The sequence below is a fragment of the Pyrinomonas methylaliphatogenes genome, assembly GCF_000820845.2.
Classification (GTDB): Bacteria; Acidobacteriota; Blastocatellia; order Pyrinomonadales; family Pyrinomonadaceae; genus Pyrinomonas; species Pyrinomonas methylaliphatogenes.
Genome location: NZ_CBXV010000008.1, coordinates 867090 through 878625 on the forward strand (window position 1 = coordinate 867090; position 11536 = coordinate 878625).

At 60.3% G+C, this 11536-nt stretch carries 11 protein-coding genes and 1 tRNA gene; 5 read left to right on the forward strand and 7 right to left on the reverse strand.

Annotated elements, in window-relative coordinates; translation table 11 throughout:
* The first annotated feature begins 76 nt into the window (after nucleotides 1-76).
* The 3 genes from lgt to PYK22_RS14960 are packed head-to-tail and all read left to right on the forward strand — an operon-like array spanning nucleotide 77 to nucleotide 3192.
* Nucleotides 77-871: a prolipoprotein diacylglyceryl transferase gene (gene lgt / locus PYK22_RS14950; protein WP_041978482.1), complete on the forward strand. Its 795-nt coding sequence runs from the start codon at nucleotides 77-79 to the stop codon at nucleotides 869-871.
* Between the two features lie 4 nt (nucleotides 872-875).
* Nucleotides 876-1886, forward strand: coding sequence for an RluA family pseudouridine synthase (locus PYK22_RS14955; protein WP_083437897.1), 1011 nt, complete (start codon nucleotides 876-878; stop codon nucleotides 1884-1886).
* Between the two features lie 40 nt (nucleotides 1887-1926).
* Entirely contained in the window at nucleotides 1927-3192 is a 1266-nt protein-coding gene (locus PYK22_RS14960) for an AAA family ATPase (protein WP_060635741.1), read from the forward strand.
* A 213-nt stretch (nucleotides 3193-3405) separates the two neighbouring features.
* Here PYK22_RS14960 and PYK22_RS14965 read toward each other — a convergent pair whose 3' ends face one another.
* From PYK22_RS14965 to PYK22_RS14995, 7 genes are all read right to left on the reverse strand, one after another.
* Entirely contained in the window at nucleotides 3406-4074 is a 669-nt protein-coding gene (locus PYK22_RS14965) for a PEP-CTERM sorting domain-containing protein (protein ID WP_157770920.1), read from the reverse strand.
* A gap of 371 nt (nucleotides 4075-4445) precedes the next feature.
* Complete coding sequence (locus PYK22_RS14970) at nucleotides 4446-4862, reverse strand: acyl-CoA thioesterase (RefSeq protein WP_041978485.1); 417 nt, start codon at nucleotides 4860-4862, stop codon at nucleotides 4446-4448.
* Between the two features lie 11 nt (nucleotides 4863-4873).
* Nucleotides 4874-5716: a tryptophan 2,3-dioxygenase gene (locus PYK22_RS14975; protein WP_041978489.1), complete on the reverse strand. Its 843-nt coding sequence runs from the start codon at nucleotides 5714-5716 to the stop codon at nucleotides 4874-4876.
* 17 nt (nucleotides 5717-5733) lie between these two features.
* Nucleotides 5734-6921: an aminotransferase class V-fold PLP-dependent enzyme gene (locus PYK22_RS14980; protein WP_041978491.1), complete on the reverse strand. Its 1188-nt coding sequence runs from the start codon at nucleotides 6919-6921 to the stop codon at nucleotides 5734-5736.
* 106 nt (nucleotides 6922-7027) lie between these two features.
* Nucleotides 7028-8071 (reverse strand): acyl-CoA dehydrogenase family protein, encoded by a 1044-nt coding sequence (locus tag PYK22_RS14985; RefSeq protein WP_041978494.1) that lies wholly within the window; start codon nucleotides 8069-8071, stop codon nucleotides 7028-7030.
* A 161-nt stretch (nucleotides 8072-8232) separates the two neighbouring features.
* Entirely contained in the window at nucleotides 8233-9021 is a 789-nt protein-coding gene (locus PYK22_RS14990; protein WP_041978498.1) for an enoyl-CoA hydratase/isomerase family protein, read from the reverse strand.
* Nucleotides 9022-9064: 43 nt separating this feature from the next.
* Nucleotides 9065-9889 carry an enoyl-CoA hydratase/isomerase family protein gene (locus tag PYK22_RS14995; protein WP_041978500.1) on the reverse strand — a complete coding sequence of 275 codons (825 nt, stop codon included), beginning with the start codon at nucleotides 9887-9889 and terminating at the stop codon, nucleotides 9065-9067.
* A gap of 311 nt (nucleotides 9890-10200) precedes the next feature.
* On the opposite strand from PYK22_RS14995, the gene PYK22_RS17685 reads away from it, so the two are divergent.
* Together PYK22_RS17685 and dprA are read left to right on the forward strand one after the other, a co-directional pair.
* Nucleotides 10201-10301: transfer RNA gene (locus PYK22_RS17685), tRNA-Sec, on the forward strand.
* Between the two features lie 69 nt (nucleotides 10302-10370).
* On the forward strand, nucleotides 10371-11492 hold the full coding sequence (dprA, locus tag PYK22_RS15000; protein WP_041978504.1) for a DNA-processing protein DprA: 1122 nt from the start codon (nucleotides 10371-10373) through the stop codon (nucleotides 11490-11492).
* Nucleotides 11493-11536: the final 44 nt, after the last annotated feature.

Genomic DNA, 11536 nt, shown 5'->3' on the forward strand with positions numbered 1-11536 from the left:
ACCTCTCCTGCCTTCGACGTGAAGGGATGATCGAACGATCCTGTGCGCTCTTTAAGGAAGGGAGCTCAAAGGGGCGATGTATCCGGAGATACTCCGCATCGGTAGTTTTTCGCTCAACACATATGGTCTTCTGCTCGCGATCGCTTTCCTCGCCGCGCTTTTTGTCGCTGCAAGGTTGGCCGAGCGCGACGGGCTGCCGCGCGAGCGCATCTACGATCTCGGATTGTGGATGTTGCTTGCGGCGATCGTGGGTTCGAAGATCCTGATGCTCTTGACCGAGCCTTCCTATCGCGAGAACCCGTGGCATCTTTTCTCGCTCGATTTCCTGCGGTCGGGCGGAGTCTTCTACGGCGGTTTTATCGCCGCTGTCATCACGGGTTATCTTCTCGTGCGCCATTACGAGCTCCCTTGGTGGAAGACGGCGGATGCTTTCGCGCCCGGCATCGCTCTGGGGCAGGCCATCGGACGGCAAGGCTGTTTCGCCGCCGGATGTTGTTGGGGGAGACCGACGACGTTGCCGTGGGGCGTGCGCTTTACGGAGCAGGCGCATGAGTTGACCGGCGTGCCGACTGAAGAGTATCTTCACCCAACTCAACTTTATGAATCCTTCGCCGCGCTCGCGCTCTTCCTGCTGCTCCTGTGGTTCTACCGTCGCAAACGCTTCGATGGTCAGATCATCTTGCTCTACGCGACGCTCTATGCGGTAATTCGTTTCGTCATCGAATTCTTCCGTGACGACCCGCGCGGCGATATCGCCGGATTGACGACGCTCACGGGACTTTCCACCTCGCAACTGATCAGCCTGTTTGTCGGCATCGGTGCCTCGTTGCTCCTCGTTCTACGTTGGCGTCGCGCGGCGCATCCTTCGTGAAACCATGAAGGGGATCGATCTCGATCGGGTGGAGAAAGAGGCGGTCTCGACCGGTGATGCGACGGAAACGCTCACCTTCGTCGTTGATGAGGAGGATGCGGGCAAGCGGTTGGACGTTTATTTGGCCGCGCGCATCCCTGATTGGAGCCGAGCGCGCATCAAGCGCGTGATCGAAGCGGGCGATGTGTTGATCGAAGGACAGTTGGTCAAGCCTGCGCATCGCCTGCGCGCTGGGGAGAGGATCGAAGTCGAATTACCGGAAGTCCGCCCGATCGATCTGCGCCCGGAAAACATCCCGCTCGACATCGTTTACGAAGATGAATCGTTGATCGTCATCAATAAACCAGCCGGTTTGGTCGTGCATCCCGGAGCGGGCGTTAGAACGGGAACGCTCGCTAACGCGCTCGCTTACCATTTCCACAAGCTCTCCGAACGCGGCGGGCCGCTTCGTCCAGGGATAGTCCATCGCCTCGATCGCGAGACTTCGGGGCTGATCGTCGTCGCAAAAAACGAGACGGCGCATGAAGGGCTCGCCGAACAGTTCCATTCGCGCGAAGTCTTCAAATCGTATGTCGCTCTCGTCCATGGCCATGTGGCCGAAGACTCAGGGCGCATCGATCAGCCGATCGGGCGTCATCCGGTTCATCGCACGCGCATGGCCGTGGCGCGCGATGGACGTCCGGCGCTCACGATCTTTCGCGTGCGGCAGAGGTTCAAAAAATTCACCCTGCTCGATGTCGTGATAAAGACTGGCCGCACGCATCAGATCCGCGTCCATCTCGCATGGTTGAAGCATCCGGTCGTTGGAGACACCGAATACGGACAGGGGCGCGATCGGACCATCTCGGATTTGCGCGCGCGTGCGCTCATCGCCGGACTTCGGCGCCAATTCTTGCACGCGGAGAGATTGGGATTTCGCCATCCGCGCACAGGCGAGTGGATGGAGTTTCTCGCGCCACTTCCGCCTGAACTGGAAGGCTTCTTGAGGGAATTGAAAGAGATCGAAAGCGCTTGACTCGGGCATCGTCGCAGACTGCGCCTTTGGATCATTTGAGATGAAGATCACGCTTCTCGATCCTTCTCTCGTATTGCTCGTTGGCCCTTCCGGCTGCGGCAAGACGACGTTCGCGCGTCGGCATTTCAAACCGACGGAGATCGCTTCATCCGATTACTATCGCGCGCTCATCTCGGATGACGAGAATGACCAGAGCGTCACACGCGAGGCTTTCGAGCTGTTACATGCGGTCGTCGCCAAACGCCTCGCTCGCGGTAAGATCACGGTCGTCGATGCGACTAACGTGAAGGCCGAGGCGCGAAGGCCGCTCATCAAACTGGCCCGGCGTTATCATCTGCCCATCATCGCCATCGTTTTCAATTTGCCGACGGAAATCTGCAAAGAGCGCAACCGCAGGCGCGCCGAGCGGAGCGTTCCCGATTACGTCGTCGAAAGGCAGCATGATGATCTGCAAGCCTCCCTCGGCGAGATACGGCGCGAAGGCTTCCATCGCATCTACGAGTGCAATGGAGCGGATGAAGCGGAGGCTGCGGTATTGGAGCGAGTCCCGCTGCGCTGTGACCGACGCGCCGAGCTTGGGCCGTTCGACATCATCGGCGATGTACATGGATGTTTCGATGAATTGTGCGCTCTGCTCGATAGACTCGAATACGAGTTCATCGCGACGCAGCCGAGCTACGCGATCAAGCATGCCGATGGGCGGCGCCCCATCTTTTTGGGCGATCTCATCACGCGCGGACCGAATTCGCTCGAAGCGCTCAAACTCGTGATGGATGTGGTGGAGGCCGGAGCTGGTCTTTGCGTTCCCGGAGATCGAGAGGCGCTCCTCGCGCGCAAGCTTCGCGGGCGCAACATCGCGTTGCCCCGTGATTTGAGCGAGACGTTAGAGCAGCTTGAGAACGCTCCGCCGGAGTTCCGCCGCCGCGTCGCCACGTTCATCGAACGGTTGCCGAGTCACTACCTGCTCGACGGTGGGCGTTTGGTCGTCGCCCATGCCGGCTTAGTCGAGCAGATGCAGGGGCGCAGTTCGCGGCAGGTCCGCACCTTCGCCCTTTATGGTGAGACTTTGGGCGAAGTTGATGGCTGGACCGATCCGCGAAGGTTCGGTTGGGTTGCGCGCTACACGGGGCGCGCGCTGGTCGTTTACGGACACACGCCAACGCCTGATCCCGAGTGGATCAATAACACGATCAACTTGGATACGGGATGCGTGTTGGGCGGGAAGTTGACTGCCCTGCGTTATCCGGAGATGGAGATCGTGCAGGTGACGGCGCAAAAGATCTACTTCGCCCCTCCCTCAAGATGAATAGCGCGTGGGGCGAATAAGGCGCCCACGCGCTTTCGGTCCATGTGATCGTTCGCTGCGCAGCCACTGGAAACACTAAGACAAGCCGCACATTCAAATCTTTCTATCCATGTGATCGTTCGCTGCGCAGACCCTTGCGCCTCATGGCGCGGAGCTTTCGCGGGAGCGCTGCGCGTTTACTCCGTTCTCTAAGCGACCGTTGTGCGAAGCGCTTCAAACGGAGCTTTTCACTCGCCGACGGCGCAGGTATAGTCCGGCTAGACCGCTCCCCAGCAGCGTGATCGTCATCGGCTCCGGCACCGGCTTGGTCTCTATCGTGAGACTGATGCCATCGTTGTAATAGTGGCAATCGGGATCGAAGCCGAGCGCGAAATCGCCGCCGTTCAGGATATAGTTCTGCAAGGCTTGAAGTTGAGCCGTGCTGAACGTATAGGTGAAATTGGTCCCTTGTTTGCCGGGCCAAGGGGAGTAGTCATCGGCGAATTCCTGGGACGTCAAAAAGGTATCCGCCGTGCCCGGAGCGACCAGCCAGTTCGGATTGTTGTGGTATCGGGTGTTCACGAAATCATCCGTGATATCGGTCACGGGCGCGCTGTTCGTCGGATCATCAACGAAAGATTTCACGCCGCTCCATTTGGCCGTATCGAGCAGATGAATGAAGAGCATGTTGTCGCTATCATCCCAGTTGCGGATGTTCTTGATCGTAAGCTTTGCGCTCGTGATCACTTGACCGTTTAAATTCACCCCATCGATCCGCCACGTGTAGACGTAGTGGTGGTCCAGATCGCCCAGATCGCTCGGGCTGGGAGTGAACGTCAAAGTGCTCGCCGAAGCGACGCTTGCGGCGGAGAGGAGCAGGAGAGCTAAGAGAATCTTCCTCACGGTTGCTAATCCTCCACAAATATTCGCGAGTTTCGTCATCTCGCACAGTTGGCCATAGCGAGGTTGCCTTGATCTCCGTTCGGCGCAATGGCGCCCCGAGACGCACATTCGCCGAGGTTGCTCTAAAATGTGCCGGGTCAGCGGCAAAGCTGATAGCGGGTTCGACCTTTCATCAGCTTGAGGCAAAAGGAGTGATCCCTCACGCGGGACTGCCGATCTTATGCCGAGTTTCGGACAGCCTGAGCATCCATGCTATGAAACGGCCCCTTTGCGCGCCGGCTCTCAACCTCTTCAGTGAATACTAAATCTTCAATCGAGCGACGATTCCAGAGATCTTCGGAAAATCTTTACCGTCGCCAGATGATTCGCCCTCAAGGCGAGGCCGTCTTTTCGAGAGCTTGGCGGTAGTTTTCCGGGATTGGAGTGGGACGAAGCGCGGTCAAATCGACGCAGACGTGGACCGCTTCGGCGCGAACCGCTAGCTCACCATCGCTGCACCTGTGTATCGTGTAGCCGAGCGCGAGCGACGAGCGCCCAATCCGCCGCACTTCGACTTCAATGCGCGCGCGATCGCCGTAGGCGAGCGGACGCAGGAACTCGGCGCGCACGTTGACGCTCGGAAACCCGAGGCGTTGCTGGCGGACCAGTTCGGCATAGCTCGCGCCGCAGCGGGCGGCGAAAAACTCTTCCAACGCGATGTGCAAATAGTGAAAGATGACGGGCGAGTAGACGATCCCAGCCGGGTCCGTATCGCCGAAACGGATCTCTATTTCCGTCGAGAACGCCATCTCTCCTTGAGTCAATCGGGTTCGCCGTGCCCGAGCTCCAGATGGGTACGCGCTTCCCAGAGTTCGGGGATGAATTTTTGATCCAGCGTCGTGCGCAAATATCTGACGCCTTCCGATCCGCCCGTCCCTCGCTTAGTGCCCACCATGCGTTCGACCATGCGCACGTGATGGGCGCGCCAGAGTTGAAAATACTCGTCGTGTTCGATGAGCTTTTCGGCCAAATGAAACTCCGGCGCGAAGCGCTCGTGATGCGAAAGAAGCTCGACGAGCGCGCGCACGCGCCGCTCATAACGTCCACGCCTTTCTTCGGGCGGGAGGGTCGGGTCATCTTCCGGCGCGTCGAAACCGCGCCGTTTGAGAAGGGCGAAGAAGGCTTCGCCGAGCGTCGGCGCGCCGAGGCGCGCGCGAAGGCGAGTTACGGCGAGTTCGTCGTCGCCGAACGAGGCGAGCAAGCCTTCATCTTTCAAGCCGGAGACAAATTCGATCTCGCGAAACTGCATGGATTGAAAACCGCTCGCCGGTTTCAAACGATCGCGGAACTCGAGGAAATTGAACGGCGTCATCGTCTCCAAGATGTGTAGCTGCGCGAGCAGAAGCTTTTCGATTTCGACGACGCGCTCTAGAGCGCGCGTCGCCGGGACGACGCGCATCTCGTCCATGTATGCGATGGAAGCATCGATCTCGTGCAAGATCTGTTTGAACCACAGTTCGTATGTTTGGTGTGTGATGATGAAGAGGAGTTCGTCATGATGCGGTGGCGTCGATAGACATTCCTGCAACGCGATCAGCTCGCGCACGCGCAGGTAACGGTTGTAAGAGAGCGGCGCGCCGCGGCCGTAGTCATCCTGAGCCATTTCGCTACCCCCTTGCTTTAGAAGCGGAAATCCGCGCCCATCGCCTCTTCGGCGTAGGCGCGCGTGCTGACGATCCTTTCGAGCTCGCGCATGGCGATCTCCAGCTCTTCATCCGCGGTGTAAAAATGGGGCGAGATGCGGATCCCCGCGCCCGGTCGATAATCGACGATGATCTCGCGGCGAAGCAGTTCGCGCGTGACCGCCGCGCCATGTTCGACATCTATGGTGACAGTTCCCCCGCGCTCTTCAGCGCGGCGCGGCGTGTTAACTTTAAATCCGCGCTCTTCGGCCAAACGGATCAGCATCTCGGTTTGTTTGATGCTCTTGGCGCGGATCTTTTCGACGCCGATCCGGCTGATGATCTCGTAGCCGGATTGCGCCGCATAAAGGGCTGGGATGGCCGGAGATCCGTGGAGGAAGCGCGCGATCCCTTGTGCATAGCGCATCGGCGGGAGCGCGAAGGCGAAGGGCTCCGCGTGCGCCATCCAACCTGTGACCTTGGGCTCCAAATCGTGCCAGCGCGGATGAACGTAAAGATAAGCCGCGCCCGGTCCGCCGCATAGCCATTTGACCGAGCCGCCGGTGGCGAAATCGACATCCAACTCTTGCACGCTGAACGGGATGGTCCCCGCCGATTGATAGGTGTCGAGGATGACAAGGGCGCCGACTTCATGTGCGCGCCGTGTGATCGCCTGCACGTCTTGTAGGGCTGAGCTTTTGAAGAGCACGTGCGAGATGGGGACAAGTAGCGTCTCTTCATCGATCGCTTCGAGCATCCGTTCGAGCTGCACGGTGATGCCGTCGTCCGATGGGACGCGCACGAGGCGAAACCGGCCATCGCGCGCATGCGCTTCATAAACGTAGATCACCGAGGGAAATTCGAGTTCCGAATAGACGATCTTGTTGCGTTTCCCCTGCGGCTCGAAACATGAGAGGATGATGGATTGGCAGAGCGACACGTTCTGATGCATGACGACTGTGCCCGGCGGCGCGCCGATGATCTGTGCCACTAGGTCTCCGACCGTCAGCGGCATCTCCCACCACCCTTCGGCCCAAGCGCGCACTCCGCGCGTCGCCCAGGCATCGGCGTACGCTTGAAGCCGTTCGTATGTGGCGCGTGGCATCGCTCCCAGACTGTGCGAGACGAGATAGATCGTTCGTTCGAGAATAGGGAACTCCCGCCGCCAGCTCAGCAGTTCATCCATAAACTCCCCTCTCTTCGTGACACAAGAGCAGCTCGCCTTTAACGTCTGCTCTTTGCCTGCGGTAAGACTCGGCTACGCGGACCGCTTGGATCCTCGCTCATCTCGATCAGAACAGCAATCGAAGGGCGGGGAGTCCACGCCGCATCCTTTCGACTGGATGATCGCTTATGAGCGATTCTCGCCCGATCGCTTCTGTCGCGATGGCGATGATTCTATGCGCGAGGTCAAAGATGATGCCGAACGCTTCGCGGTCGAGATCTAGCCGCACGGTCTCTGGCTTCGTATCGTGGCAATGCGCCGCTTCGTAAAGCAGCGAGCGCGCCGCGCGCAGTTCGGCCCAGAGGCGCCGCGCGCGTTCGGTCATCTTATCGCGCGCGAGGATTTCGTGAAGCGCGCGCTCTGCCATGCCGCAGGCGGCGGCAGCGTGGCTTAGGAGAAAAGCGTCGCGCGTCGTTCGCAAAATCCTTTCGCCGTCGCCTTCGTTGCCGATCATCTCTTCGATTGGCACGCGCAACGCCGCGCACTTGACGTGCGCGATCGGATATCCGGTCGCCGTCTCTTGCAGCCCTTCGATCTCCAATCCCGCCATGCGCGCGCCGATGACGAAAGCGGTGGAACGGCCCGACTCCGCCGGGCGATTGGCGTTCGCTACGCGAGCGAAGATCGTGTAAAGATCAGCCAGTCCCGCGTTGAGCGCGAAGGGCGCCGTCCCTTCGAGCCGATAGAGCCCATCTTCGCGTCGCGCCGTCGGTCCGGCATCGTCGGTCGGTAACGAAATGGCCGCGATGGCTCGACCTGCGGTGATGCGCGAAAGCCAGAAGTCGCGCAGATGGTCGGGCGCTGCCAACGCCAATGGATAAGAGGCGAGACCTTGCGTGGCGAACAGATAGTCAGCCGCGGGCGATGCATGTGCCAGCCTCTCCCGTACTATGCACAGCGCGCGCATGTCGAGCGGGGGCGAAGGGAGCGCGACCGCATAGCGCAACAGGTCGGCTTGCGCGAGGAGCGCCGCCATCTCTCGGTAAACTTGCGGATCGCGTGAAAAGCGCGCGCGCGGTTCGATCTCGATTTCGACGAACCGCGCGAGGCTGCGCGCTAGGCGCGCATGTTCCTCGGTCAGAGCGGGAGCGTCTTCGAACAGCGAATCCATCGTCGGTTTTCGCCGCTTCGAACAGCGAATCCATCGTCGGTTTTCGCCGCCAACTCAGGGTTGAGCCGAAGCGACCGTTTCAACCCACGGGAAGCGGCGAGCAAAATTTTGCCAGCAAATCTGGCTCCTTCGGAACGAGCCGTGTCGCGCGCTTTTTGCGCTCAATGCCCGGTAAAGCGCGGGGCGCGACGCTCCAGAAAAGCGCGCACGCCTTCGCGCGCATCTTGCGTCTGAAAACAGCGCAATTGCGATTCGAGTTCGTATTGGAGCATTTGGTCCAGAGTCGCGTGATCGCTCATGTAGACGGCGTGTTTCGCTGCCGTGATCACGGCAGGGGGCGCATCGCGCAGCCTCTCGGCGAACCGCCTCGTTTCGGCCTCGAGCTCTTCATCCGGGAAGACGCGGTTGACCAGTCCGAAACGCCACGCCTCTTCTGCCGTGATCGTCTCGCCGAGGAAGAACATCTCGCAGGCGATGTTGGGCGGCACGATGCGCGGCAGAAAATATGTCCCGCCCCAGTCGGGGTGAAGGCCAAGGCGCACGAACGATTGCGTAAACGTCGCCGAACGCGCCGCGAGGCGAATGTCGCAGGCCAGAGCGAGATTGCATCCCGCTCCGGCGGCTGGTCCGGGGATCGAGGCGATGACTGGTTTGGGCATCTGTCGGATCGCCGTGACGACGCGGCGTCCGGCGCCGAGCAGCCGCGCGAACTCATCCGTGTCGCGGCGTTCCATGAGTTCAGCGATCGCCTCGACATCGCCGCCAGCGCAGAAGGCTTGACCGGCTCCGGTGATGACGACTACGCGGATACGCGGGTCGCTTCCGGCGCGCTCCAATACCTCTGCCAGATCGCGCCGCATATGGCCTGCGAAAGCGTTGAGGCGTTCTGGGCGGTTGAGCGTGATCGTGACGATGCCAGCTTCGCAACTTACTTTGATGTGTTCCAACATGGGCCACTCACCGCTGTGATGATTACGCTTGCGCCGGGCGCGCTCATTGCCCTTTGAATTGCGGCTTGCGCTTTTCGACGTAAGCGGTCAATCCCTCTTTGGCATCCTCGCTCATGAAGAGCTGTTGTTGCAGCTCGCGCTCAAGTGCCAGCGCGTACTCGAACGGTATCTCCGCGCCCGATTGCACGCTCCGTTTGATCCTTCCAACGGCCCGCGCCGCCTTGTTCGGCGGAGTGAACTGCTGGGCGTATGCCATCACCTGTTCCATGAACTTCTCGTTGTTCTCGGCTTCGAAGATGTGGTTGATGATGCCGAGTTCGAGACCTTTTTCGAAATCGAACAGTTCGCCCGTCGTCATCAGCTCGATGGCGCGCGATTTCCCGATCAAGCGGGCCAGCCGCTGTGTCCCGCCAGTGCCGGGAAGAACGCCCAGTGAGACCTCCGGCAGCCCCAGTTTGCCTGCCCCCTTGCGCGCGATGCGGATGTCGGCGGCCATCGCGATCTCCAACCCGCCGCCGACCGTGTGGCCATTGAGCGCGGCGATGACGAGCTTGGGCGTCTGCTCAAGTCGCGAGAGCGTCTCGTTGGCATGAAGGCAGAAGAAATATTTGAAACTCGGGGTCACTTCGGCCAACATGCGAATGTTGGCGCCAGCCGAAAAGAATTTGTCGCCGTGACCGGTGATGACGATGACATGCACGCTATCGTCCATCCGCGCATCGAGGATGGATCGGTCGAGCTCTTGCATCATCTCATAGGTGTAGGTGTTGGCTGGCGGATCGTTGAGCGTCAGCAGTGCGATGCCATTTTGCACGCGATAGCGGACCAGCGATCCCCTCTCAGCCGATTGCGCCGTCGCATCAGTCATTTGTTTATTCCTCCAACTAAAATTTCCAACTCGCAGCAGGTCGCTCACGGCGAAAGCCTCAGATTCGCAAGCGTCCGCCCCTTACGTGGCGCGCTGTCTCGCTCCTTGCGCTTCGCTCGGGCGCCACCGCGCCACATAAGGGGTTGAAGCGCCGCCGTGAACGGATGAGCAGACCTGAAGCGACATCTATCACGCGGGACCCAGCAAGCGAATGATAGCTCGCTTCCAGTCGACCTTCAAGCGGGCCTTGACACGAAGCGGGCGTGGCGCGTAGCTTCTGAGATTTGCCGGAGGGCAGTGCGGGCATAGAGGGAGGCGCATCCGTTCTGGTGAACGGCGCGGTCTTCAAAACCGTCGGCGAGCTCGCCGATGCGCGAGCTCGGGTAGGTTCGATTCCTACACGCCTCCGCCAGCCTGACGGACTGAAGGTCGATCAACTTTCAAGCGAAGCTCGCGCTCGGTTACTTGGGGCTCGCGTTTTATGCTTGATTGGATCGCGCTCAACATGACGCCGGGAGTAGGGCCGCGCATCGCCGCGCGTCTGCTCGAGCATTTCGGCTCGGCGCGCGCCGTGTTCGATGCTCCGCGCACGGAACTTGAACGGTTGGGGCTATCCGAAGAGACGGTCGCCAGCATCATCGCGCGGGATCAACATGAGCGTGCGGAACGCGAACTGGCAAGCGTGCGCGCGCTGGGCGGAGATCTATTGGTGCTCGATGACGGCGCCTATCCGGCTCTGCTGCGCGAGATCCACGATCCGCCGCTTGCGCTTTACGTGCGCGGCGCATGGAAAGAGTGTCTGGAAGCCCCATGCATCGCGATGGTCGGTTCGCGCCGTTGTTCGACCTATGGGCAGAATGCGGCGACGATGCTCGCGCGCGATCTAGCCGAGCGCGGCGTGACGATCATCTCCGGGCTCGCGCGCGGGATCGATGCTGCTTCGCACCGAGGCGCGCTCGAAGCTGATGGACGAACGGTCGCCGTACTCGGGACGGGGATCGATGATGTCTACCCGCGCGAGCATCGCAAGCTCGTCGAAGAGATTTTGGCGAAAGGCGGGAGCCTCGTCTCCGAGTTTCCGCTCGGCACTCCGCCGATGGGCCAGAACTTCCCTTACCGCAACCGCATCATCAGCGGATTGAGTTTAGGCGTGCTTGTGGTCGAGGCGGCGGAAAATAGCGGATCGTTGATCACGGCGCGACTCGCGCTCGAACAAGGGCGTGAAGTTTTCGCCGTGCCGGGCAACATCACGTCGCGCACTTCGTTCGGCACGAACTACTTGATCAAAGGGGCGGGCGCTAAGCTGGTCCAGAGTTGGCGAGATGTGGTGGCCGAATTGCCGGCAGAGATCGCTTCGGCGATGTTGCCGGAAAAGAAGAAAGGTCGGCAAACGGCGGCGCAACTGGCGCTCGATTTAAGTGGCTTAGCTGAATCGGAGCGCGCCATCTTGAATCTACTCTCGCCCGATGAGCCGGCTCATATCGACGCGCTGGCGCAGGCGAGCAAGATGACGATCGCGGATCTGAACGCCGCGTTGCTCAATCTCGAACTGCGCGATCTGATCATCCAGCTTCCGGGCAGGTGTTTCGTGCGAAAACTATGAACCTTCGGCGAAGGCTCGGAGAGAGGTTGGCGCTCGGGTCGAAG